Genomic DNA, 25443 nt, shown 5'->3' with positions numbered 1-25443 from the left:
GGCCGGGTCAGTCCCGCCCGGAGGTCGCGTAGCGGTCCCGCAGCTCCGGGTAGAGCGCCTCGACGTCCTTGGGGTGGACCGAACCGTCGGGACGGTTGCCGGCCACGCCGTACTTCTTGGTCAGCCAGGCGGCCAGCCGCTGCGGGTCCGGCTCGTGCTCGAAGGTGTCGATGTAGCTCACCAGCGCCTCGAAGGCCTGCTCGGGGTCCAGCCGGTACGAACCCGGGCGCGGCGCGGGACCGATCGGCCGCTGCCCGCGCTCGGCGGACTCCGGCGCCTCCTCCACGGGCTCGGCGAAGCCCTGCTCGGCGTAGCCCTGGTCCCCGTACCCCTGCTCGACCCGGCCCTGCTCGACCCGGCCCTGCTCGGCGAAGTGCTCCTCGACGAGCGACGGCTCCGCGTATCCCGCCCCGGGCCCGGCGTGGGCGGCGGCCTGCTGCTCCGGCGCCTCCGGCTGATCGGGGTCGCTCGGACGCGGCGCCTTGAACCACGGCGAGACCTGACCGGGCACCCGCCCGCCCGACGCGCCGTCAGCGGGGTGCCCGGTGGTCCGCACCGCCCGCTCGGTCCAGACGTTCAGTTCCTCCTGCTGCGGCACCGGGGGCTGCTGCGCCGCGCCGACCGGCTCCTGGGCGTCGCGCAGCCGCACGGCGGCGAGCTTGGCGAGCACCTGGGCGGGAGCGGGCTCGGCCTGGCCCAAGGGCTCCGCCTCCGGCTCCGGGCGGCCCTGCCCCAGGGCCTCGGGCTGCCCCTGGGGCTGCGGCTGCGGCCGGCTCTGCGCCGGGCCCGGCACCCGCGGAACGGCCTGGGCGGAACGGTCGGCCCGGGCCGACTGCTGCTGCCTCGCGGCGGCCGGACCCTCGACCCCGTCCCGCTCGCGAACCGCCGCGGCGCCGTTCCCGGCCCGCGCCGACTGCCCGGCCGGCACCAGGGCGGCCGCCGCACGGCTCTCCTGGAGCGCGCGGGCCTCCTGCGCCGCCAGGGCCGCCTCGGCCCTGGCGGCCGCCTCGACCTCGCGGGCCTCCTTCTCCTCCCGGGCCACCCGGGCGTCCTCGTCCATCCGGTCGAACACTGACGGATCCAGCGGCACGCCGTACTTGGCCAGCTTCAGCGGCAGCAGCGCCTGGATCGGCGCCGCGCGGCGCCAGCCGCGGCCGTAGCGGAAGCGCAGCTGGGCCCGGTAGACCAACCGGTTCTGCTCCAGCCGGACGACCTCGTCGTAGGAGCGCAGCTCCCAGAGCTTCATCCGCCGCCAGAGCCGGAAGGTCGGCACCGGCGAGAGCAGCCAGCGCATCATCCGGACCGACTCCATGTGCCGGTCCGCGGTGATCGCCGCGATCCGGCCGACCGCGTGCCGGGAGGCCTCGACCACGACGACGAACAGCAGCGGGATGACGGCGTGCATGCCCATCCCGAGCGGATCGCCCCAGGAGGCGGCCGCGTTGAAGGCAATGGTGGCGACGGTCAGCAGCCAGGCGGTCTGCCGCAGCGCCGGGAAGGGTATGCGCAGCCAGGTGAGCACCAGGTCCAGCGAGAGCAGGACCACGATGCCCGCGTCCACACCGATCGGGAACGCGTAGGAGAAGGCGCCGAAGCCCTTCTGCTCGGCCAGCTCCTTGACCGCGCTGTACGAGCCGGCGAAGCCGATACCGGAGATGATGCAGGCACCGGCGGCGACCAGACCGAGCAGGCTGCGGTGGGCCTTGGTGAGCGATGGGCGTGCCATTACGTCTATCAACCCCTGGATGTCGGCTGCGGCCGTACGCTGCCTCGGCTGCCGGTTCCCGCTTGTCGGGGCGCCGGACGGCTGAGCGACCTCCGGGCTCGGCCCACCGGAGTTTACTCGTACACCTGTCCCAGCGTTCCCGCAGCCCGCACCGTCACCGTCACCGGCCACTCGCGCTCCTCGGCTGCCCGCCCCGCGCGGCCGGGGAGCGGGCACCCGGTCAGGACGGCTGCCCCGCCGTGCCGTTGAGGTAGGCCAGCACCGCCATGACCCGGCGGTTCGCGTCCTCGGCCGGGGCGAGTTCGAGCTTGGTGAAGATATTGGCGATGTGCTTGGCCACCGCACCGTCGCTCACCGACAGCCGGGCGGCGATCGCCGAGTTCGAACACCCCTCCGCCATCAGCTCCAGCACCTCCCGCTCGCGCGGCGAGAGCCGTTGCAACGGCCCCGAACGACGCGAGGTGCTCTGCATCAGCTTGGCGATCACGTCCGGGTCCATCGCCGTACCGCCGGCCGCCACCCGGCGCACCGCGTCGATGAACTGGTCGGCGTTGAAGACCCGGTCCTTCAGCAGATATCCGATCCCGCCGGTGCCGTCCGCCAGCAACTCCCGCGCGTAGAGCTGCTGGACGTGCTGCGACAGCACCAGCACCGGCAGGCCCGGAATCTCCCGACGGGCCTTGAGCGCCGCCTGGAGACCCTCGTCGGTCAGGGTCGGCGGCAGCCGGACGTCGACCACCGCGACGTCCGGACGGTGCGTCAGCAGGGCCTCCTGCAGCTCCGGACCGGTCTCGACCGCGGCGGCGATCGTGAAACCGTGCGCCTCCAGCAGCCTGATCAGACCTTCTCGAAGGAGGTAAAGGTCCTCGGCGAGGACAACTCGCACGGCAGCTCCAGGGTGATGGTGGTCGGACCGCCCGACGTACTGTCGATGGCGAGGACACCGTCGAAGGTACCCAATCGCCGCTCGATCCCCCGCAGCCCGGTCCCCCTGGTGGGATCCGCGACCCCGACGCCGTCGTCCGTCACCGTGACCCGCAGCCGGCCGGCCCGGTACAGGATGTCCACCCACACCTGCTCCGCGCCCGAGTGCTTGGCCGCGTTGGCCAGCAGCTCGCAGATGCTGAAGTACGCCGTGGCCTCCACCGGCGCCGCCGGACGGTCCGGCAGGCTCACGCACACCTCGGTCGGCAGCGCGCAGTCCAGCGCGAGCGCGCGGACCGCGTCACCCAGCCCCCGCTCCGCCAGCACCGGCGGGTGGATGCCCCGGACCAGGTCGCGCAGCTCCTGGAGCGCCCGGGCCGAGGACTGCCGGGCCTCGGACAGCAGCTCGCGCGCCGCCACCGGATCGGTCTCCATCAGGTGCTCGATCGTGCCCAGCGTCATCCCGATCGCGACCAGCCGCGCCTGGGCACCGTCGTGCAGGTCCCGCTCGATCCGCCGCAGCTCTGCCGCCTGGTCACCGACCGCGTCGGCCCGGGTCTCGGTCAGCTCCGCCACCCGCCGGGTCAGCTGGGCGTGCGAGGCCCGGCCGTCCTTGTCCAGCACCCGTCGGGCCACCTCGGCGTACCCGCGCACCGCGTACGGGGCCAGCAGTGTGCCCAGGGCGAGCAGCCCGAGCCCGAGCAGGATCGAGAGGGGCAGGGCCGCGGCACCCCTCGAACCCACCGGCCCGTCGCCGCGGACCGCGACGACCAGGGACGCCGCCCCGCTGCCCAGGACCATCAGCACCACCGCTCCCAGCGCGGTCGCCAGCAGCGGGCTGACCAGCAGCCAGAGCATCTCGCGCCGCACGACCGCGTCCCTCGCGGCCCAGTGCAGCAGCTGCGCGAGCCGGGCGACGTTGTGGGACCGGTGGTAGGAGTAGCCCGTCCACCAGTGACCGCGGGCGTCCGCCTCCAGCGCCGGCCTGGGGGTGTACACCGCCTGCAGCCTGGTGCCGTACCAGCGGTTGAGCTGCCCCCTCGTCCGGGTCGCGGTCGGCCGCACGAACAGCCCGGCCAGCGCCAGGGCCGCGCCCACGGCCGCGACCAGCGCGAGGAACACCGCCGGGTAGTAGCTGTCGAGCAGCCACGCGGTCGTCGCGCCGGCGAAGAAGGCCCCGAACACGGGCACCACCACGATCGGCACCGCACCGAGCACCAGGAGGGACAACCGGGCCAGCCCGCGGCCGCCCGCAGCGAGTGCCGCCTCGGTCTGGGCGCGCACGGCACCGCCCCCGCTGATCCGACTCTCTGTTGTCACGCCGACTCCTGATTGCTGATGCCGATGCCGCAGACCGGCCCCGATCCTCCTCATCCAGTGTCCCCGGACCCGGAGCCGCCGGCACTGGCCGTCCCACCCGAATTCGGGGTGGTCCTAGGTCCACCCCACGCTGGCCCCTGCCCCAGCGACGCCGAGTCCCGCACGCACCACGCACCACGCACAGCAATACACACAGCCGTTCGCGCGGTAATTCACACACAACGCAAAGAACCCCCGCCGGTTTCCCGACGGGGGTTCTTCACAATGATTGTTCGGCGGCGTCCTACTCTCCCACAGGGTCCCCCCTGCAGTACCATCGGCGCTGTGAGGCTTAGCTTCCGGGTTCGGAATGTAACCGGGCGTTTCCCTCACGCTATGACCACCGAAACACTATGAAACTGTCAACCGCACCCACACCGTGACCAGGTATGGGGGTCGTTGTTTCAGAACAACACAGTGGACGCGAGCAACTGAGGACAAGCCCTCGGCCTATTAGTACCGGTCAACTCCACCCCTCACAGGGCTTCCATATCCGGCCTATCAACCCAGTCGTCTACTGGGAGCCTTACCCTCTCAAGGAGGTGGGAGTGCTCATCTCGAAGCAGGCTTCCCGCTTAGATGCTTTCAGCGGTTATCCCTCCCGAACGTAGCCAACCAGCCATGCCCTTGGCAGGACAACTGGCACACCAGAGGTTCGTCCGTCCCGGTCCTCTCGTACTAGGGACAGCCCTTCTCAACACTCCTACGCGCACAGCGGATAGGGACCGAACTGTCTCACGACGTTCTAAACCCAGCTCGCGTACCGCTTTAATGGGCGAACAGCCCAACCCTTGGGACCTACTCCAGCCCCAGGATGCGACGAGCCGACATCGAGGTGCCAAACCATCCCGTCGATATGGACTCTTGGGGAAGATCAGCCTGTTATCCCCGGGGTACCTTTTATCCGTTGAGCGACGGCGCTTCCACAAGCCACCGCCGGATCACTAGTCCCGACTTTCGTCCCTGCTCGACCCGTCAGTCTCACAGTCAAGCTCCCTTGTGCACTTACACTCAACACCTGATTGCCAACCAGGCTGAGGGAACCTTTGGGCGCCTCCGTTACTCTTTAGGAGGCAACCGCCCCAGTTAAACTACCCACCAGACACTGTCCCTGATCCGGATCACGGACCCAGGTTAGACATCCAGCACGACCAGAGTGGTATTTCAACGACGACTCCACCATGACTGGCGTCACGGCTTCAAAGTCTCCCACCTATCCTACACAAGCCGAACCGAACACCAATATCAAGCTATAGTAAAGGTCCCGGGGTCTTTCCGTCCTGCTGCGCGAAACGAGCATCTTTACTCGTAATGCAATTTCACCGGGCCTATGGTTGAGACAGTCGAGAAGTCGTTACGCCATTCGTGCAGGTCGGAACTTACCCGACAAGGAATTTCGCTACCTTAGGATGGTTATAGTTACCACCGCCGTTTACTGGCGCTTAAGTTCTCAGCTTCGCCCCGACGAATCAGAGCTAACCGGTCCCCTTAACGTTCCAGCACCGGGCAGGCGTCAGTCCGTATACATCGCCTTACGGCTTCGCACGGACCTGTGTTTTTAGTAAACAGTCGCTTCTCGCTGGTCTCTGCGGCCACCCCCAGCTCTGGCAGCAAGTGCCGTCACCAGGAATGGCCCCCCTTCTCCCGAAGTTACGGGGGCATTTTGCCGAGTTCCTTAACCATAGTTCACCCGAACGCCTCGGTATTCTCTACCTGACCACCTGAGTCGGTTTGGGGTACGGGCCGCCATGAAACTCGCTAGAGGCTTTTCTCGACAGCATAGGATCATCCACTTCACCACAATCGGCTCGGCATCAGGTCTCAGGCTACGTGTTGTGCGGATTTGCCTACACAACGCCCTACACCCTTACCCCGGGACAACCACCGCCCGGGCTGGACTACCTTCCTGCGTCACCCCATCGCTCACCTAGTACAGACTTGGATCAGCGGCTCCACCACGTCCCTTTGTCCGAAGACTCCGGGCCGGCTTCACGGCTTTAGCATCACCTGGTTCAGCGTTGGCGCTTCAAAGCGGGTACGGGAATATCAACCCGTTGTCCATCGACTACGCCTGTCGGCCTCGCCTTAGGTCCCGACTTACCCTGGGCAGATCAGCTTGACCCAGGAACCCTTGGTCAATCGGCGCAAGAGTTTCCCACTCTTGTATCGCTACTCATGCCTGCATTCTCACTCGTGTACCGTCCACGACTGGTTTCCACCGCCGCTTCACCCGGCACACGACGCTCCCCTACCCATCACAGCAGGCGTTGGCCCTATATGCTGCAATGACACGACTTCGGTGATGTGCTTGAGCCCCGCTACATTGTCGGCGCGGAATCACTTGACCAGTGAGCTATTACGCACTCTTTCAAGGGTGGCTGCTTCTAAGCCAACCTCCTGGTTGTCTCTGCGACTCCACATCCTTTCCCACTTAGCACACGCTTAGGGACCTTAGTCGGTGTTCTGGGCTGTTTCCCTCTCGACCATGGAGCTTATCCCCCACAGTCTCACTGCCACGCTCTCACTTACCGGCATTCGGAGTTTGGCTAAGGTCAGTAACCCGGTGAGGCCCATCGCCTATCCAGTGCTCTACCTCCGGCAAGAAACACGTGACGCTGCACCTAAATGCATTTCGGGGAGAACCAGCTATCACGGAGTTTGATTGGCCTTTCACCCCTAACCACAGGTCATCCCCCAGGTTTTCAACCCTGGTGGGTTCGGTCCTCCACGAAGTCTTACCTCCGCTTCAACCTGCCCATGGCTAGATCACTCCGCTTCGGGTCTTGGGCATGCAACTGTATCGCCCTGTTCGGACTCGCTTTCGCTACGGCTACCCCACACGGGTTAACCTCGCTACACACCGCAAACTCGCAGGCTCATTCTTCAAAAGGCACGCAGTCACGAGACACACAGCAAGCTGCATGTCCGACGCTCCCACGGCTTGTAGGCACACGGTTTCAGGTACTATTTCACTCCGCTCCCGCGGTACTTTTCACCATTCCCTCACGGTACTATCCGCTATCGGTCACCAGGGAATATTTAGGCTTAGCGGGTGGTCCCGCCAGATTCACACGGGATTTCTCGGGCCCCGTGCTACTTGGGAGTTCTTCAAACGAGCCGTACAGATTTCGCCTACGGGGGTCTTACCCTCTACGCCGGACCTTTCGCATGTCCTTCGACTACCTGTACGGTTTCTGACTCGCCGACCGGCTAAGCAGACCGGTCAAGAAAAATCCCACGACCCCGTATCGGCAACCCCTGCCGGGTCTCACACCAATACGGTTTAGCCTCATCCGGTTTCGCTCGCCACTACTCCCGGAATCACGGTTGTTTTCTCTTCCTGCGGGTACTGAGATGTTTCACTTCCCCGCGTTCCCTCCACATACCCTATGTGTTCAGGTATGGGTGACAGCCCATGACGACTGCCGGGTTTCCCCATTCGGAAACCCCCGGATCAAAGCCTGGTTGACGGCTCCCCGGGGACTATCGTGGCCTCCCACGTCCTTCATCGGTTCCTGGTGCCAAGGCATCCACCGTGCGCCCTTAAAAACTTGGCCACAGATGCTCGCGTCCACTGTGCAGTTCTCAAACAACGACCAGACACCCACACTCAGCAGCCCGAAGACCACCTCGCATGAGACCGTCACTGAAGAAACAGACCATACGGCCGTTCCCTCAGGACCCAACAACGTGCCCGACACACCAGCCAGTGCTCTGTTTTCCACGCCGAAGCAGTACTAACAGGACCCTTGCCCAGTGTGCCGAATAGTCAACGTTCCACCCATGAGCAACCGTGCAGGACATTCGCCTGCAAGCGGCATATTGCTCCTTAGAAAGGAGGTGATCCAGCCGCACCTTCCGGTACGGCTACCTTGTTACGACTTCGTCCCAATCGCTGGTCCCACCTTCGACGGCTCCTCCCCTTACGGGTTAGGCCACCGGCTTCGGGTGTTACCGACTTTCGTGACGTGACGGGCGGTGTGTACAAGGCCCGGGAACGTATTCACCGCAGCATGCTGATCTGCGATTACTAGCAACTCCAACTTCATGGGGTCGAGTTGCAGACCCCAATCCGAACTGAGGCCGGCTTTTTGGGATTCGCTCCGCCTCGCGGCATCGCAGCCCTTTGTACCGACCATTGTAGCACGTGTGCAGCCCAAGACATAAGGGGCATGATGATTTGACGTCGTCCCCACCTTCCTCCGAGTTGACCCCGGCAGTCTCCTGTGAGTCCCCATCACCCCGAAAGGCATGCTGGCAACACAGAACAAGGGTTGCGCTCGTTGCGGGACTTAACCCAACATCTCACGACACGAGCTGACGACAACCATGCACCACCTGTATACCGACCACAAGGGGGCGACTATCTCTAGCCGTTTCCGGTATATGTCAAGCCTTGGTAAGGTTCTTCGCGTTGCGTCGAATTAAGCCACATGCTCCGCTGCTTGTGCGGGCCCCCGTCAATTCCTTTGAGTTTTAGCCTTGCGGCCGTACTCCCCAGGCGGGGAACTTAATGCGTTAGCTGCGGCACCGACGACGTGGAATGTCGCCAACACCTAGTTCCCAACGTTTACGGCGTGGACTACCAGGGTATCTAATCCTGTTCGCTCCCCACGCTTTCGCTCCTCAGCGTCAGTAATGGCCCAGAGATCCGCCTTCGCCACCGGTGTTCCTCCTGATATCTGCGCATTTCACCGCTACACCAGGAATTCCGATCTCCCCTACCACACTCTAGCCTGCCCGTATCGAATGCAGACCCGGGGTTGAGCCCCGGGCTTTCACATCCGACGCGACAGGCCGCCTACGAGCTCTTTACGCCCAATAATTCCGGACAACGCTCGCACCCTACGTATTACCGCGGCTGCTGGCACGTAGTTAGCCGGTGCTTCTTCTGCAGGTACCGTCACTTGCGCTTCTTCCCTGCTGAAAGAGGTTTACAACCCGAAGGCCGTCATCCCTCACGCGGCGTCGCTGCATCAGGCTTTCGCCCATTGTGCAATATTCCCCACTGCTGCCTCCCGTAGGAGTCTGGGCCGTGTCTCAGTCCCAGTGTGGCCGGTCGCCCTCTCAGGCCGGCTACCCGTCGTCGCCTTGGTAGGCCATTACCCCACCAACAAGCTGATAGGCCGCGGGCTCATCCTGCACCGCCGGAGCTTTACACCCGGGACCATGCGGTCCCAGGTCATATCCGGTATTAGACCCCGTTTCCAGGGCTTGTCCCAGAGTGCAGGGCAGATTGCCCACGTGTTACTCACCCGTTCGCCACTGATCCACCCCGAAGGGCTTCACCGTTCGACTTGCATGTGTTAAGCACGCCGCCAGCGTTCGTCCTGAGCCAGGATCAAACTCTCCGTGAATGATTACCCGTAATCGGGTCAGCACTCGCGTCGAGCGGCACGGCAACCACCGGAATAGGGCGGCCCCGCACACTGCGTCCTCGCTAGTGTTTTACTTCAAAAGGAATCTCCAACCCCGAAACAAGTCCGAGGCCGGGGATGTCAACATATCTGGCGTTGACTTTTGGCACGCTGTTGAGTTCTCAAGGAACGGACACTTCCTTCAGGCGGCTTTCACACCGGCCCTCCGGGCGCTTCGTTCTTTCGTGTTCCCAGCTTATCAGATGTTTTCCGTGCCGTTCCCGGCACTTCCTTCATCCAACTCGCTGGTGTCTTCTGCGGCTTGACGCCCCGTCCGACGTTTCAAACTCTAGCCGATCCCCGCTCCGAAAAGCGAATCCGGCCGCAATCATCAAAAATGAGCACAACAAAACAAACCCTCGCCGCGAAAGCCAAAAGGCATGGCGCAGCCGATTCGGTTCTGGAAGTGGTGTTTCGAGGATTGGCCGCCCCGGGACCGTCCGCGCTGTTGCGTGTCCGGTGCTCCCTGTCGAGCGACTAGGGAACACTACGCCGGTTCGCGGCCGAAGGCAAACGCCCGGCAAACTCCCGGGACAAGCCGCAGGCCGGCCCGCACGGGTGCGGGCCGGCCTGTCGAGCGGGACGGACTCGGGGCGGAGGCGGGCAGGTGCCCGTCCGGATCAGCTGTTGGTCGGGAAGCCCAGGTTGATGCCGCCGTGCGAGGGGTCCAGCCAGCGCTGGGTGACCGCCTTGCCGCGGGTGAAGAACTGGACGCCGTCCTGGCCGTAGGCGTGGGCGTCGCCGAACAGCGAGGCCTTCCAGCCGCCGAAGGAGTAGTAGGCGACCGGGACCGGGATCGGCACGTTGATGCCGACCATGCCGACCTCGACCTCGTACTGGAAACGCCGGGCCGCGCCGCCGTCGTTGGTGAAGATGGCGGTGCCGTTGCCGTACGGGTTCGCGTTGATGAGGGCCAGGCCCTCCTCGTAGGAGTCGACCCGCACCACGGACAGGACCGGGCCGAAGATCTCGTCGTTGTAGACGGACATGCCGGGCTTGACGTGGTCGAACAGGGTGGGGCCGAGCCAGAAGCCGTCCGCGGTCGGCGAGCCGTTGCGGTCCTCGGCGGTGATCTCGTGCTTGCGGCCGTCGACGGCCAGCTCGGCGCCGTCGGCGAGGCCGGACTCCACGTAGGAGGTGACCTTGTCCCGGTGCTGGCCGGTGACCAGCGGGCCCATCTCGGACTCGCCGTTGCAGCCGGGGCCGACGGTGAGCGTGGCGACCCGCTGCTTGATCTTCTCGACCAGCTCGTCGCCGATCGGGTCGACGGCGACCAGGACGGAGACCGCCATGCAGCGCTCGCCGGCCGCGCCGAAGCCGGCGTTGACGGCGGCGTCGGCGCTCAGGTCGAGGTCGGCGTCCGGCAGGACCAGCATGTGGTTCTTGGCGCCGCCGAGGGCCTGGACGCGCTTGCCGTAGCGGGTGCCGGTCTCGTAGACGTAGCGGGCGATCGGGGTGGAGCCCACGAAGCTGACCGACTTGATGTCGGGGTGCTCCAGCAGCCGGTCCACCGCGACCTTGTCACCGTGCACGACGTTGAAGACGCCGTCCGGCAGACCGGCCTCCTTCCACAGCTCGGCCAGGAAGTTGGCGGCGGACGGGTCCTTCTCGGACGGCTTGAGCACCACGGTGTTGCCGGCGGCGACGGCGATCGGGAAGAACCACATCGGCACCATGGCCGGGAAGTTGAACGGCGAGATGATCGCGACCGGGCCGAGCGGCTGACGGATCGAGTAGACGTCGATGCCGGTGGACGCCTGCTCGGTGAAGCCGCCCTTGAGCAGCTGCGGAATGCCGCAGGCGTACTCGACGACCTCAAGGCCGCGGGCGATCTCGCCGAGCGCGTCCGAGTGCACCTTGCCGTGCTCGGCGACGATGATCGACGCCAGCTCGTCCTTGCGGGCGTTGAGCAGCTCGCGGAAGGCGAAGAGCACCGTGGTGCGCTTGGCGATCGACGCGGTGCGCCACTCGGTGAAGGCCGAGGCGGCGGCGGCCACCGCCTGGTCGACGTCCGCCACGGCCGCGAAGTCGACGTGGCCCGTGACCTGGCCGGTGGCCGGGTCGAAGATGTCACCGCGACGGGGCGCGGCACCGGCGGTCGCGACCGGGCGGCCGCCGATCCAGTGGGTGATGTGCTTGCTCAAGGTCCGTCTGCCTCCGAAGTCCGGGCGGCCTTGCGCCACCGGTCCCTTGTGTGACGCCGCCCGCACGGGACGGGGGCGGCGAGGTCACGGGGCTACCGCGCTCACTGCTCCAGTCTGCTGCGCGGTCGGGGCAGCCTCAACGAACAGGCTGACGGGGATTGCGGATTCAGCCTTACAGGTCGTACTGCCGACCCGCTCCGGGGGCCTGGTCCGCCAGATCCTCCCGGGCCTCCACGTCCTCCAGGTACGGGTCGTGCAGGCCGTCCGCGGCCTCCCGGGTCTCCAGGAGGTCCAGCCTGAGGTCCTGGGCCCAGGCCAGCGCCCACCGCTTCAGCGCGTCGACCTCCCCGCCGGGCAGGCCCCGGGCCCGGAACCGGCCGTCGGCGGCCTCGGCCAGGGTCTCCAGCCGGTCGGCGAGCGCGGTGGGCTGGAACTCGGCGTCCAGTCCGGTCGCCAGCGCGAGCAGTTCGCCCTCCCGGTAGCAGGCGGTGAGGGCGTGCACGTCGATCAGGTCCCGGGGCAGGGCCCGGTCGACGAGCAGCGCGGTGGTGAGGGCGGCGGCGTCCTCCAGCGCGACCGTGTCCACCACGAGCGGGGTGCCGGTCGCACTGTCGGGCTCGGGACCGACGGGCTCGGGACCAGCGGGCTCGGGACCAGCGGGCTCAGGGGCAGCAGGCTCAGGAGCAGCGCGGTCGGGGCCGCCGAGAGCGAGTCGGACCGGACGGTGGCCCAGCGGTTCCTTGCGCAGCTCGACAGTGTGCGCCCGCCCGCCCAGGGTGAGCCGGACGGAGAGCTGCTCCAACCGGGGTGTGCCCGGACGCTCCGCGACCACGCCGCCCACCGTCCGGTAGGCCAGCGCCAGCTCCGCGGCGGCCCGGGGCAGGTCGGTGGTCCCGGTGGCCACCAGGGTGATCCCGTCCTGGTCGCAGGCCGGGACACCGTGGGCGCGCAGGGCGTGCCCACCGGCGAGGGCGAGGCCGTGCCGGTCGCACACCGGCCGGGCCAGGTCGACGAGGCGCAGCTGGGCCCGGCCCGGGTGGAGGGCGGGGTCGACGGCGTCCGGGGTTGTCGTCATCCCTCCAGTCTGGCGCGCCGCCCCCTCCGGCGCGCCCGGCCGGAAGGACAACGCCCCGGCCCGGACGGCAACGGCCCGGCTCGGACAGCAACGGCCCGGAGAACAGCACCCCCGCCCGGAGGGCCGAAGGGCGGCCGCCCCCTCCCGTCACCAGTCGCCGAGCCCGACCGCCGCCTCGTGCAGGGCGAGTTCCAGGAGCACGGGATCGTTGAGCCGCCCGGACCCGTCGGGTGGGACGAGCCAGCGCACGCCCCGGCCCCGCCGCTCGGGGTGGGGGACGACGATCCAGGTGCCCTCCCCGGCGCAGCGCACGCCGGTGCCGATCCAGCGGGCGGCGGTGCCGACGGGCACCAGGAAGCCGATGTGCTCCTCGCCGAAGTCGGCCAGGACCGGTCCGCAGGAACCGGTGCCGAGGAGTTCGACGACCGGGCGGCCGAGCCGGCCGGGTACCGAGAGGACGTCCCAGTGCCGGCCGGCCGGGAGCAGGACCAGGCCGAGGCCGGAGCGTTCCCACTGGGCCCGGAAGGCCTGCGGGTCCGGTGCGGCCTGGGCCAGCCAGTCGAGTGCCGTGGTCTCCATGTGCTGTCCCCGCTCTGCGCGTCGTGTGTGCGATGGCGCGGCGGGGCGTGCAGAGACCCGCCGTCACCATCGAGAGGTGAACGGCGGGTCTCTCTTACACGGGTCGGGCACGCGGGTCTTCTCCGCGCCCCGTCAGCTGTCGAAGCCGAGCCCCAGCCTGTCGAGGGTGCGCAGCCACAGGTTGCGCTCCCCGCCGGTGCGGTCGGCGCGCTCCAGCGAGCGGGTGGTGATCCCGATGCCGGCCCAGCGGACGGGCTCGGGCGGGAAGGGCAGCGGCTTGCGGCGGACCATCTCCAGTTCGGTGCGCTCGGTGCGCTCGCCCGCGAGCAGGTCGAGCATGACCTCGGCGCCGAACCGGGTGGCGCCGACGCCGAGGCCGGTGTAGCCGGCGGCGTAGGCGACCCGGCCCCGGTAGGCGGTGTCGAAGAACGCGGAGAACCTGGTGCAGGTGTCGATCGCGCCGCCCCACGCGTTGGTGAAGCGGACGCCCTCCAGCTGCGGGAAGCAGGTGAAGAAGTTCCGGGCCAGGGTGCGGAAGGTCTCCGGCCGCTGGTCGTACTCGTGCCGGACGTGCCCGCCGAACCGGTAGACGGCGTCGTACCCGCCCCAGAGGATCCGGTTGTCCGCGGAGAGCCGGAAGTAGTGGAACTTGTTGGCGCTGTCGCTGAGGCCCTGGCGGCCCTTCCAGCCGATCGCGGCCAGCTGCTCGTCGCTGAGCGGCTCGGTCATCAGGGCGTAGTCGTACACCGGGACGATGTACGGACGGACGCGCTTGACCAGGGAGGGGAAGGCGTTGGTGCCGAGCGCGACCTTGCCGGCGAAGATCCGGCCGTAGGGGGTGCGGACGGCCATGCCGGCGCCGTGCTCGCGCAGGGCCTCGGCCGGGGTGTGCTCGAAGATCCGCACGCCCAGGCCGAGGCAGGCCTGCTTGAGGCCCCAGGCGAGCTTGGCGGGGTGGACCATGGCCACGCCCTCCTTGTCCCAGATCCCGCCGAGGAAGGTCGGCGAGTCGACCTGGGCGCGCAGCTCGTCGCGGTCGAGCACGGTGACGTCCAGGCCGTACTGGGCGACGGCCTCGGCGACCTCGTGCAGTTCGTCGAGCTGGTGCGGCTGGGTGGCGATGTCGATCTCGCCGGTGCGCTCCCACTCGGCGTCGATGCCGTAGCGGGTGAGGGTGGCCTCGATGCCGTCGAGGTTGTCGGCGCCGAGGCGCTCCAGCCGGCCGAGCTCGGCGGGCCAGCGCTGCAGGCCGTTGCCGAAGCCGTGGGTCAGGCTGGCCGCGCAGAATCCGCCGTTGCGCCCGGACGCGGCCCAGCCCACTTCCTGGCCCTCGACCAGGACGACGTCCAGGGAGGGGTCGCGCTCCTTGGCGACGAGGGCGGTCCAGAGGCCGGAGTAGCCGCCGCCGACGACCAGGAGGTCGCAGTGGGCGTCGCCGACCAGCGCGGGCTGCGCCGTCGGCCGCCCCGGGTCCTCGAGCCAGAAGGGGGTGGGCCTGGCGTCACTGAGCGCGCGGGCGGAGTCCATGCATTATCAGCCACTTTCTGCACATCGATGGTGATGATCGGCCGCCTTCCGACGGTACGCCGGGAAGGCGGCCGGGGTGGTCAGGCGGTCGCCTTCCGGCGGTTCCCGAGCCACTGGCCGGTCACGGTGAGGCCGACGGCGGCGATGAACATCGCGGTGCCGATGACGTTCACCTGGACCGGGATGCCGCGCTGCGAGGCGCCCCAGACGAACATCGGGAAGGTGACCGTGGTCGGGCCCGAGTTGAACTGGGTGATGATGAAGTCGTCGAAGGAGAGCGCGAAGCTGAGCAGCGCGCCGGCCGCGATGCCGGGGGCGGCGAGGGGCAGGGTGACCCGCAGGAAGGTCTGGACCGGGGTGGCGTAGAGGTCCTGGGCGGCCTGTTCGAGCCTCGGGTCCATGCTCATCACGCGCGCCTTGACCGCCGTCACCACGAAGCTCAGGCAGAACATGATGTGCGCGATGAGGATGGTGGTGAAGCCGAACGGGATGCGCATGTTGAGGAAGAGCGTGCCGAGCGAGGCGGCCATGACCACCTCGGGCATGGCCATCGGCAGGAAGATCATCGCGGTGGTGGCGGAGCGGCCGCGGAAGCGGTAGCGGGCCAGCGCGAAGGCGACCATGGTGCCGAGCACGGTGGCGCCGACGGTGGCGAGCACCGCGACCTGGAGGCTCAGCGAGAGCGACTGGCACATGTCGGCGACGCCGCAGGGGTCGGTCCAGGCGTCGGTGGAGAACTCGTTCCACTCGTAGTTGAACTTGCCGACCGGCTTGTTGAACGAGAAGGCGAGGACCACCAGGTTGGGCAGCACCAGGTAGGCGAGGGCCAGCAGGCCCGCCAGCACCACCAGGTGGGCGCGTATCCACATGAAGAATCGGGACATCAGACCAGTTCCTCCGTCCCGGCCTTGCGCATGTAGACCGTCACCATGCCCAGGATCAGGGCCATCAGGATGAAGCTGAGCGCGGCGGCCGTGGGGTAGTCGAGCACGTTCAGGAACTGCTTCTGGATGCCGTTGCCGACCATCTGCTCGCTCGGCGAGCCCAGCAGCTGGGCGTTGATGTAGTCGCCGGAGGCGGGGATGAAGGTGAGCAGGGTGCCCGCGACCACACCGGGGAGCGAGATCGGGAAGGTGACCTTGCGGAAGGTGGTGAACGGGCGGGCGTAGAGGTCCCCGGCGGCCTCGTGCAGGCGCGGGTCGATCCGCTCCAGCGAGGTGTACAGCGGCAGGATCATGAACGGCAGGAAGTTGTAGGTGAGGCCGCAGACCACGGCCAGCGGGGTGGCCAGCACACGGTCGCCGGAGGTCAGGCCGATCGCGCTGGTGACGTCCAGGACGTGCAGGGTGTTGAGCAGGCCGACCACCGGGCCGCCGTCCGAGAGGATGGTCTTCCAGGCCAGCGTGCGGATCAGGAAGCTGGTGAAGAACGGCGCGATGACCAGGATCAGCAGCACGCTGCGCCAGCGCTTGCTCGCCTTGAAGGCGATCGTGTACGCGAGCGGGTAGCCGATGGCGAGGCAGAACAGGGTGGCGGTGGCGGCGTAGCCGAACGAGCGGACGAAGTGCCACTTGTACTCGACCAGGGCGTCCCAGTAGGTGGCGAGGTGCCAGGTGACGCGGAAGCCCTCCTCCAGCGAGCCGGTCTGCAGCGAGGTGGAGCCCTGGTAGAGCATCGGCACCGCGAAGAAGACGACCAGCCAGGCGACGCCGGGCAGCAGCAGCCAGTACGGGGTGAGCCGGCGCTTCGCCTTCGGGGTGGGCACCGGGGCGGCGGCGCCGTCGGGGGGTACGGCCTGCGGCGGTGCCGCCGGGGTGGTGGTGGTCATGCCGCCGCCTCCCCGGTGCCCGCGTCGATCGCCTGCGCGGCGTCGAGGGCGAAGGAGTGCGCCGGGTTCCAGTGCAGGACGACCGGGGCGCCGGGGACGACCCGGGCGTCGCGCTCCATGTTCTGCTCGAAGACGGTGACCTCCTGGCCGCCGTCGGTGCGCACCAGGTACTGGGTGGAGACGCCGATGAAGCTGGAGTCGACGACGGTGCCGGCCAGCCGGTTGCGGCCCTCGGCGACCTCGGCGGAGCCGTGCTCGATGGTGATCTTCTCCGGGCGGACGCCGAGGTGGACCCGCTTGGCGTCGGTGGCGCAGCGGGCCCGGGGCACGGTGAGCCGGGCGCCGGCGGCGGTGAGCAGCAGGTCCTCGCCGGCGCCGCCGGTGACGTCGGCGGGCAGCAGGTTGGACTGGCCGAGGAAGTTGGCCACGAAGGTGGTGGCGGGGTTCTCGTAGAGGTCGGCGGGAGCGCCGAGCTGCTCGACCCGGCCGCCGTTCATCACCGCGATGGTGTCGGCCATGGTCATGGCCTCCTCCTGGTCGTGGGTGACGTGCACGAAGGTAATGCCGACCTCGGTCTGGATCCGCTTGAGCTCCAGCTGCATCTGGCGGCGGAGCTTGAGGTCGAGGGCGCCGAGCGGCTCGTCGAGGAGCAGCACCTGCGGGTGGTTGATGAGCGCGCGGGCGACGGCGACGCGCTGCTGCTGGCCGCCGGAGAGCTGGTGCGGCTTGCGCCGGGCGTACTGGCCGAGCTCGACGAGTTCGAGCATGTCCTCGACCTGCTTCTTGACGTCCTTGCGGCCGCGCCGGCGCAGGCCGAAGGCGACGTTCTCGAAGATGTCGAGGTGCGGGAAGAGCGCGTAGCTCTGGAAGACGGTGTTCACCGGCCGCTTGTACGGGGGCAGGAGGGTGACGTCCTGGCCGCCGATCAGGACGGTGCCGCTGGTGGGCTCCTCCAGGCCGGCGATCATCCGCAGGGTGGTGGTCTTGCCGCAGCCGGAGGCGCCGAGCAGGGCGAAGAAGGAGCCCTGGGGGACGGTGAGGTCCAGCGGGTGGACGGCGGTGAAGGAGCCGTAGGTCTTGCCGATGCCGGTGAGCCGGACGTCGCCGCCGACGGCCGCGGGGCTCTGCTGCTCTGTCATGGATGGTGTCTCTCTGGGTTCGCTGCCGTCAGTGGGGGTCAGGCGCCGATGAGCTTGGAGAACTTCTCCTCGAAGTCGCTCTCCTCGGTCTCGGTGAGGGTCCGGAAGACGTGCGCCTTGGCCGCCATCTCGGGGGTGGGGACGACCAGCGGGTTGGCCGCGCTGTCCGGGGCGATGGAGGCGAGTTCCTCCTTCATCCCGGTGACGGCGGAGACGAAGCCGATGCCCGCGGTCAGCTGCGCCGCGATCTTCGGCCGGTAGTAGAAGTCGATCAGCTTCTCGGCGTTCGTCTTGTGCTGCGCCCTGGCCGGGACCAGCAGGTTGTCGGTGCTGGTCACGAAGCCCTTCTCGGGGATGACGAACTCGATGTCCGGGTTGTCGGCCCGCAGCTGGATCAGGTCGCCGCCCCAGGCGACGCAGGCGGCGATGTCGCCGGAGGAGAGCTCCTGGCCGTAGTCGTTGCCGGTGAAGCGGCGGATCTGCTTGTTGTCGACCGCCTTCTGCAGCCGGGCGACCGCGGCGGCGTAGTCGTCGGCGGTGAACTTCGCCGGGTCCTTGCCCATGTCCAGCAGGGTGATGCCGATGCTGTCGCGCATCTCGGAGAGGAAGGTCACCCGGCCCTTGAGGTCGGGGTCCTCCAGCAGCTGGGCGACACTGGTGACCTCCTTCCCCTTGGTGGCCTTGCGGTTGTAGGCGATGACCACCTGGATGCCGGCCCACGGGTAGCTGTACAGCCGGCCCGGGTCCCAGTCGGGGGCCCGGAAGCGGGACTCGACGTTGGTGATGGCGGTGGTGACGTTGGCCGGGTCGAGCTTCTGCGCCCAGCCGAGGCGGATCAGCCGGGCGGCCATCCAGTCGGTGAGCACCATCAGGTCGCGGCCGGTGTCCTGGCCGGCGGCGAGCTGCGGCTTGACCTTGCCGAAGAACTCGACGTTGTCGTTGACGTCCTCGGTGTACTTGACCTTGATGCCGGTGGCGGCGGTGAAGGCCTCCAGGGTGCCGTGCTTCTCCTTGTCGTTCTCGTCGGTGTCGACGTAGAGCGGCCAGTTGGAGAAGTTCACCTCCTTCTCGCTGTCCGAGAGGTCCTTGGCGGCGTTCGCGGCGGAGTCGCCCGTCCCACCGGTGTGCCCGGCGGGCGGTATGCCGCAGGCGGCGAGGCCGGCCGCGCCGGCGGTGAGGGCGGCGGCGCGCAGCACGGCGCGCCGGCCGAGGGCGGCCCGGCCACTGGTCAGACTGCGTTCCCAGGCCTTGCGGACCGGTTCCGACAGTCCGTCGGTGAGCTCGTTGAACGCCATGGGGCGGGCCTCCTGGGGGGCGAAGGGGGGTGTGGGGGCACCCCGGTCCGGGTTATCTGTCTCCGAAGACGGTGCGGTGCCAGTCCTTGCGGGCGACCGCGGTGGTGTCGAACATGACGTGCTTGACCTGGGTGTACTCGTCCAGCGAGTACTGCGACATGTCCTTGCCGTAGCCGGAGGACTTGTAGCCGCCGTGGGGCATCTCGCTGATGATCGGGATGTGGTCGTTGACCCAGACGCAGCCGGCCGCCAGCTCGCGGGTGGCCCGCAGCGAGCGGTGCACGTTGCCCGTCCAGGCGGAGGCGGCCAGGCCGTAGGGGGTGTCGTTGGCCAGCCGCAGGCCCTCGTCGTCGCTGTCGAAGGGCAGGACCACCAGCACCGGGCCGAAGATCTCGCCCTGGACGACCTCGCTGTCCTGGGCGGCGCCGGTGATCAGGGTGGGGCGGTAGTAGGCGCCGCGGGTGAGGTCGGTGCCGTCGTGGCCCTTCGCGGGGGCGGCGCCGCCGGTGACCACGGTCGCGTAGGCCCGGGCGCGCTCGACGAAGCCGGCCACCCGGTCGCGGTGGGTGAAGGAGACCAGCGGGCCGAGGTCGGTGCGCGGGTCCAGCGGGTCGCCCAGCCGGATGCCCTCGTACAGCTCGGCCACGCCGGCCACGAAGGCGTCGTACAGCGGGCGCTGGACGTAGGCGCGGGTGGCGGCGGTGCAGTCCTGGCCGCTGTTGATCAGGGAGGCGGCGACGGCGCCGTGCACCGCGGCGTCGAGGTCGGCGTCGTCGAAGACCACGAACGGGGCCTTGCCGCCGAGCTCCAGGTGGGTGCGCTTGACGGTCGCGGTGGCGAGTTCGGCGACCCGCCTGCCGACCGGGGTGGAGCCGGTGAAGGAGACCATCGCGACGTCCGGGTGCGACACCAGGTGCTCGCCCGCGACCCGGCCCGCGCCGGTGACGACGTTGACCACGCCGTCCGGGATGCCGGCCAGGGTGCAGGCCCGGGCGAACATCAGCGAGGTCAGCGGGGTCAGCTCGGCCGGCTTGAGGACGATGGTGTTGCCGGCCGCGATCGCCGGGAGGACCTTCCAGGCGGCCATCTGGAGCGGGTAGTTCCACGGCGAGATCGAGCCGACCACGCCGATCGCCTCGCGCCGCACGTAGGAGGTGTGGTCGCTGGAGTACTCGCCGGCCGCCTTGCCCTCCAGGTTGCGGGCGGCCCCGGCGAAGAAGGCCGTGTTGTCGATGGTGCCGGGGACGTCGAACTCGGTGGAGAGCTTGATCGGCTTGCCGGTCTGGGCGGTCTCCACCCGGGCGAGGTCGGCGGCCGCGTCGGTGAGGACGGCGGCCAGCCGGGTGAGCGCCTCGGAGCGGGCGCCGGGGGTGGCGCCGGCCCACTCCGGCAGCGCGGCCCGGGCGGCGGCCACGGCCTCGTCGACCTGTCCGGTGGAGGCCAGGGAGATCTCCTGGACGACACTGCCGTCGGCCGGGTTGACGACCTGGAAGGCGTCACCGCTCCCCCGGCCCTGCCGGCCCGCGATGTACTGCGCGCCCGCGCCGAAGTCGGTCAGGTCCATCTGGTTCCTCCAGGTTGCGGTGGTGCGACCGGCCGGACGACGCTCCCGGGCCGTCCCACCGGCGCCGCCGTGGGGGGCGGGCGAGGGGCGGACAGGGCGTGGCCGGCAGGCCGGTCGTCGCGCTCGTGGCGCCGGGTTCCGGCCACCGGGCCGGATCCGTCACGGTCGACCCGCTGACCATGCCTGCTGGCGCCGGGGCGTGACAAGGACCACTGCGACAACCTCGACGGAAAGCGCCTTACAAGGTGCAAGGCTTCGGGCAGGGCAACAGGTCGTCGCCGCGATGGATGATTTCCTTGACACTCTGAACCCTGGAGGCCCCGCGATGCTCCCCACCGTCGCCCATGTGCTCGATCTGGAGGTGATGCGCCGCGGCCTCCCCCAGGTGGTGGCCGGAGCCGATCACCTGGAACGCCCGGTCCGCTGGGTCCACGTCAGCGAGCTGCCCGACGTCGCCGGCATGCTGCAGGGCGGCGAGCTGGTGCTGAGCACCGGCATCGCGCTGCCCGAGGACCGCGAGGGCCTGGCCCGCTACGTGCGCGAGCTCGCCGACATCGGCGTGGCCGGACTGGTCATCGAGTACGGCCGGCGCTACTTCGACAGCCTGCCGCGCGCCCTGGTGCACGCCGCCGAGCAGCGCGGGCTGCCGCTGATCGCGCTCCGCCGCGAACTGCGCTTCGTCTCCGTCACCGAGGCCGTGCACGCCCTGGTGGTCAACGCCCAGCTGGAGCAGCTGCGCACCTCCGAGGCGATCCACCAGGTGTTCAACGAGCTGGTCGTGGAGGGCGCCGAACCGGCCGAGGTGGTCCGCCAGGTGTCCCGGATAGCGGGAGCCCCGGTCGTCCTGGAGAACCTCGCCCACCAGGTGCTCACCCACGAGTCCGCCGGCCGGTCCGAGGCCGAGCTGCTGGAGGACTGGGAGCGCCGCTCGCGCGGGGTCCGCCCGCCCGGGCGCACCGGGTACGACCCGCGCAGCGGCTGGCTGGTCACCGCGGTGGGTGCCCGCGGCCAGGACTGGGGGCGGCTGGTGCTGATGCAGGAGCCCGGTCCGCGGCCGGAGGGCGGCCCGCACCCGAACACCATGCTGCTGGAGCGCGGCGCCTCCGCCCTGGCCCTCAACCGGCTGGTGGTCCGCGACCGGGAGAGCCTGGAGCGGCAGACCCACCGCACGCTGCTCTCCGGGATCCTCACCCATGCGCTGACCGTCTCCGAGGTGGCCCTGCGCGCCCAGGCGCTCGGTGTCCCGCTGGAGGGCCGGCGGCTGGTCGGCGCGGTGCTGCGGCAGCGGCGCGGCCCGATCCCGGCCGCGCTGGAGGCACAGGCCCGGCTGCGCGACTTCACCGAACTCGCGGCCAGCGCCGTCCGCGCCTGCCGACTGTCCGCCCTGGTCGGGGCGCTGGACGACGAGGGCGTCGGCGTGCTGATCACGCTCGGCCCGCAGCAGGACGAGCACGCGGCACTGGACGCCTTCGCCGCGGCGCTGCGCCGGCTGGCGGCCGAGGCGGCCCGGGACGCCGCCGCGCCGGAACCGGTGGTCGCGGTCGGCTCCTCGGTCGGCTCGGTCCGCGACGCCCGGCGCACCCTGCTGGAGGCCACCCAGGTCGCCGACGCCGCGCTGCACGACGCGCCCGGCGGCCGGGGCGCGTCCTACTACCGGCTGCCCGACGTGCGGCTGCGCGGACTGCTGCACCTGCTGCGGGACGACGCCCGGCTGCAGACCTACGTCGAACGGGAGCTGGGGCCGCTGCTCGCCTTCGACGCCGAGCACAACGGCCAGCTGGTACAGATGCTGCGGATCTACCTGGAGCAGGGCCGCAACAAGTCGGCGGCGGCGGACGCGGCGCACCTGTCCCGGCCGTCCTTCTACGACCGGCTGCACAAGGTCGAGCGGATCCTCGGGGTCGACCTCGACCAGGTCGAGTCCTGCCTCTCGCTGCACGTCGCGCTGCTCGCGCTGGACGCCGTCCGCCGCTGACCCCGCCCCGAAGCACCGACGCCCCGACCGACGCCACGGGGACGCCGGTGCGGGGGCGGGGGCGGGGAGCCCGGGGGAAGGGCCCTAGACGCCGGTGATCCGGGTCCAGACCTTGTGCAGTCCGGGCCGCTCGGCGGAGCCGACGTCCCGCATGGTGTGCAGCCGGGCCCGCATCTCCTCGGTCGGGAAGAGCAGCGGGTGCTCCGCCAGCTCCGCCTTCTCCCGGTCCCCGCTGGCCGCCAGCACCTCGCGGGCGGCCGGCACGGGGCAGATGTACTGCACCGCCGCCGCCAGTTCGGCGGCCACCTCGGGCTGGTAGTAGTGGTCGATCAGCAGCTCGGCGTTGCGCTTGTGCCCGGCCCGGTTGGGGATCAGCAGGCTCTCCGCCCACAGCTCGCCGCCCTCCTCGGGCACCACGAACGCGAGGTCCGGGTTCTCGGCGGTGAGCTGCACGGCGTCGCCGGAGTACGCCTGGCAGGCCAGCGCCGCGCCGGAGGCCAGGTCGCTGGTGTAGTCGTTGCCGGTGAACCGGCGCACGTGGCGGCTGTCGACCATCCGCTGCACCAGGTCCATCGCCTGCCGGGCCTGGTCCTCGGTGAAGGCCGAGATGTCGGCGCCCTGGGCGAGCATCAGCAGGCCGAGCGCCTCGTCCAGCCCGGCGAACAGGGTGACCCGGCCCTTCAGGTCGGGCGCCCAGAGGTCGGCGACGGACCTGATCTCCCGGCCGAGCTCCTTGCGGTTGTAGGCGATGCCGGTGATCCCGGACTGCCAGGGCACGCTGCGCCGGCGCCCGGGGTCGAAGGCCGGGTCGGCGAGCTGCGGGTCCAGCTGCGCCGTGACATTGGGCAGGTTGGCCCGGTCCATGGCCTGCACCCAGCCGAGCGAGACGTACCGGCCGGCCATCCAGTCGCTGACCACCATCAGGTCGCGGCCCGGGTCGGTGCCCTGGGTCAGCACCGGGCCCATCTTGCCGAAGAACTCGTCGTTGTCGTTGATGTCCTCGGTGTAGGTGACCTTGATGCCGGTCCGCTCGGTGAAGGCGTCCAGGGTCGGGCGCCCGCCGTCGTCGTCGACGTCGATGTACTGGGTCCAGTTGGAGAAGCCCAGCCGCTTCTCGCTCTCCGAGCGGTCGGGGGCGGACCGGCGACCCTCGTCCACGTAGGCGGACGGGATGCCGCAGCCGGTCAGGGCGGCGGCGCCGAACAGTCCGGCGCCGGCGCCGAGCACCCGGCGGCGGGTCGGGCGGAGACGGGACGGACGGAGGAGGCCGCTCGGGCGGCGGACCGGGGTGGTGCTGGGCATGGTGGAGCCTCCGGAGCGGGAGACGGCCCCGGACGCGCGGGCGCCCGGGGCCGTCCTTTCGGTCTGTCGGTCTGTCGGTGGGAGTCGGCCGGTGGAAGTCAGACGGTGTGCGCGTCGGCCAGCGACAGCACCTCGTCGAGGACGGCGAGACCGGCCTTCGCCTCCTCCTCCGTCACCGTGCACGGCGGAACGACGTGGAAGCGGTTCATGTTGACGAACGGCCAGAGCCCGCGCTGCTTGCACGCGGCGGCCAGCTCGGCGATCGGCGCGTTGGCGGCGCCGGCCGCGTTGTACGGCACCAGCGGCTCGCGGGTGGCGCGGTCCTTCACCAGGTCGAGCGCCCAGAAGACGCCGAGCCCGCGCACCTCGCCGATGGACGGGTGCCGCTCCGCCAGCTCGCGCAGGCCGGGGCCGAGCACGGTCTCGCCGATGTGCTTGGCGTTCTCGACGATGCCCTCCTCCGCCATGGTGTTGATGGTGGCGACGGCCGAGGCGCAGGCCAGCGGGTGGCCGGAGTAGGTGAGCCCGCCCGGGAAGGGCCGCTCCGCGAAGGTGGCGGCGATCTCCGCGCTGATCGCCACGCCGCCGAGCGGGACGTAGCCCGAGTTGACGCCCTTGGCGAAGGTCAGCAGGTCCGGGGTGACGCCCCAGTGGTCGGCGGCGAACCACTCGCCGGTGCGGCCGAAGCCGGCCATCACCTCGTCGAGGATGAAGACGATGCCGTAGCGGTCGCAGATCTCCCGGACGCCGGCCAGGTAGCCGGGCGGCGGGATCAGGATGCCGGCGGTGCCGACCACGGTCTCCAGGATGACGGCCGCGACGGTGCCGGGGCCCTCGAAGGCGATGACCTGCTCCAAGTGGGCCAGCGCGCGCTCGCACTCCTGCGCCTCGTTCTCGGCGTGGAAGTTGGTGCGGTAGGCGTACGGGCCCCAGAAGTGCACGATGCCGGAGACACCGGTCTCGCTGGCCCAGCGGCGCGGGTCACCGGTGAGGGCGATCGCGTTGGCGGTGGCGCCGTGGTACGAGCGGTAGGTGGAGAGCACCTTCTGCCGGCCGGTGTGCAGCCGGGCCATCCGGATGGCGTTCTCGTTGGCCTCGGCGCCGCCGTTGGTGAAGAAGATCTTGTCGAGGTCGCCGGGGGTGCGCTCGGCGATCAGCCGGGCGGCCTCGCTGCGCGACTCCACCGCGAAGCCGGGGGCGATGGTGCAGAGCTTCGCCGCCTGCTCCTGGATGGCCGCGACCACCTTCGGGTGCTGGTGCCCGATGTTGGTGTTGACCAGCTGGGAGGAGAAGTCCAGGTAGCGGTTGCCGTCGTAGTCCCAGAAGTACGAGCCCTCGGCGCCGGCCACCGCGAGGGGGTCGATCAGCGCCTGGGCGGACCACGAGTGGAAGACGTGCGCGCGGTCTGCGGCCTTGACGGACCGGCCGGCGGCCGAGTCTGCGGTGGGGATGCTCATGCGGCAAGGCTAGGGACTCGCCGCGGCGAAGTGGAGAGCCATCCTGTCAGCCGGTCGCCGCAACGGCCGACAGGGTGCAAAGGCACAGGGCCCGGGTCGCGGGGACCCGGGCCCATGGTCGGATCACACGAT

15 protein-coding genes and 3 rRNA genes are annotated in these 25443 nt (G+C 69.3%); 1 reads left to right on the top strand and 17 read right to left on the bottom strand.

What is annotated here, in order from left to right:
- Positions 1–7: 7 nt before the first annotated feature.
- The 15 genes from ACW14Y_RS27075 to ACW14Y_RS27005 form a co-directional block, all read right to left on the bottom strand.
- On the bottom strand, positions 8–1726 hold the full coding sequence (locus ACW14Y_RS27075) for a DUF2637 domain-containing protein (RefSeq protein WP_456983668.1): 1719 nt from the start codon (positions 1724–1726) through the stop codon (positions 8–10).
- A gap of 220 nt (positions 1727–1946) precedes the next feature.
- Complete coding sequence (locus ACW14Y_RS27070; RefSeq protein WP_045944465.1) at positions 1947–2612, bottom strand: response regulator transcription factor; 666 nt, start codon at positions 2610–2612, stop codon at positions 1947–1949.
- Positions 2564–3970 (bottom strand): sensor histidine kinase, encoded by a 1407-nt coding sequence (locus tag ACW14Y_RS27065; RefSeq protein WP_456983667.1) that lies wholly within the window; start codon positions 3968–3970, stop codon positions 2564–2566. Before ACW14Y_RS27065 ends, ACW14Y_RS27070 begins: the two co-directional genes overlap by 49 nt.
- 270 nt (positions 3971–4240) lie before the next feature.
- A 5S ribosomal RNA gene (gene rrf, locus ACW14Y_RS27060) occupies positions 4241–4357 on the bottom strand.
- A gap of 85 nt (positions 4358–4442) precedes the next feature.
- Positions 4443–7566: ribosomal RNA gene (locus ACW14Y_RS27055) — 23S ribosomal RNA — on the bottom strand.
- Positions 7567–7842: 276 nt separating this feature from the next.
- A 16S ribosomal RNA gene (locus ACW14Y_RS27050) occupies positions 7843–9366 on the bottom strand.
- The 16S, 23S and 5S rRNA genes sit together here, the layout of an rRNA operon.
- A gap of 680 nt (positions 9367–10046) precedes the next feature.
- A complete protein-coding gene (locus ACW14Y_RS27045; protein ID WP_380309549.1) occupies positions 10047–11570 on the bottom strand; it encodes a CoA-acylating methylmalonate-semialdehyde dehydrogenase in 1524 nt (507 codons plus the stop codon).
- Positions 11571–11742: 172 nt separating this feature from the next.
- The gene (locus tag ACW14Y_RS27040) at positions 11743–12645 is read right to left on the bottom strand and encodes a hypothetical protein (RefSeq protein WP_456983666.1); all 903 of its coding nucleotides are present in this window, start codon (positions 12643–12645) and stop codon (positions 11743–11745) included.
- 147 nt (positions 12646–12792) lie between these two features.
- Positions 12793–13224 (bottom strand): hypothetical protein, encoded by a 432-nt coding sequence (locus tag ACW14Y_RS27035; RefSeq protein WP_266313064.1) that lies wholly within the window; start codon positions 13222–13224, stop codon positions 12793–12795.
- A gap of 132 nt (positions 13225–13356) precedes the next feature.
- Positions 13357–14751, bottom strand: a complete 1395-nt coding sequence (locus ACW14Y_RS27030; RefSeq protein ID WP_380309545.1) for an NAD(P)/FAD-dependent oxidoreductase — start codon at positions 14749–14751, stop codon at positions 13357–13359.
- An 80-nt stretch (positions 14752–14831) separates the two neighbouring features.
- On the bottom strand, positions 14832–15635 hold the full coding sequence (locus ACW14Y_RS27025; protein ID WP_380309543.1) for an ABC transporter permease: 804 nt from the start codon (positions 15633–15635) through the stop codon (positions 14832–14834).
- On the bottom strand, positions 15635–16579 hold the full coding sequence (locus tag ACW14Y_RS27020; protein ID WP_380386444.1) for an ABC transporter permease: 945 nt from the start codon (positions 16577–16579) through the stop codon (positions 15635–15637). The genes ACW14Y_RS27025 and ACW14Y_RS27020 overlap by 1 nt, the downstream gene beginning before the upstream one ends.
- Positions 16576–17718 carry an ABC transporter ATP-binding protein gene (locus ACW14Y_RS27015; protein WP_380386448.1) on the bottom strand — a complete coding sequence of 381 codons (1143 nt, stop codon included), beginning with the start codon at positions 17716–17718 and terminating at the stop codon, positions 16576–16578. Before ACW14Y_RS27015 ends, ACW14Y_RS27020 begins: the two co-directional genes overlap by 4 nt.
- Before the next feature lie 38 nt (positions 17719–17756).
- Positions 17757–19013, bottom strand: a complete 1257-nt coding sequence (locus tag ACW14Y_RS27010; RefSeq protein WP_380386451.1) for a polyamine ABC transporter substrate-binding protein — start codon at positions 19011–19013, stop codon at positions 17757–17759.
- 52 nt (positions 19014–19065) lie between these two features.
- Positions 19066–20577 carry a gamma-aminobutyraldehyde dehydrogenase gene (locus ACW14Y_RS27005; RefSeq protein ID WP_456983665.1) on the bottom strand — a complete coding sequence of 504 codons (1512 nt, stop codon included), beginning with the start codon at positions 20575–20577 and terminating at the stop codon, positions 19066–19068.
- A gap of 325 nt (positions 20578–20902) precedes the next feature.
- Here ACW14Y_RS27005 and ACW14Y_RS27000 point away from each other — a divergent pair, with 325 nt between their 5' ends.
- A complete protein-coding gene (locus tag ACW14Y_RS27000) occupies positions 20903–22552 on the top strand; it encodes a PucR family transcriptional regulator (protein WP_380309533.1) in 1650 nt (549 codons plus the stop codon).
- 84 nt (positions 22553–22636) lie between these two features.
- On the opposite strand, the gene ACW14Y_RS26995 is transcribed toward ACW14Y_RS27000, so the two are convergent.
- Both ACW14Y_RS26995 and ACW14Y_RS26990 read right to left on the bottom strand, forming a co-directional pair.
- On the bottom strand, positions 22637–23854 hold the full coding sequence (locus ACW14Y_RS26995) for a polyamine ABC transporter substrate-binding protein (RefSeq protein ID WP_380309531.1): 1218 nt from the start codon (positions 23852–23854) through the stop codon (positions 22637–22639).
- Between the two features lie 98 nt (positions 23855–23952).
- Positions 23953–25311: an aspartate aminotransferase family protein gene (locus ACW14Y_RS26990; protein WP_380437872.1), complete on the bottom strand. Its 1359-nt coding sequence runs from the start codon at positions 25309–25311 to the stop codon at positions 23953–23955.
- Positions 25312–25443 lie beyond the last annotated feature (132 nt).

The sequence above is a fragment of the Kitasatospora sp. cg17-2 genome (genome assembly GCF_054031055.1).
The sequence above is the reverse complement of the archived record's forward strand: the minus strand, read 5'-3'. Positions and strand labels throughout refer to the sequence as shown.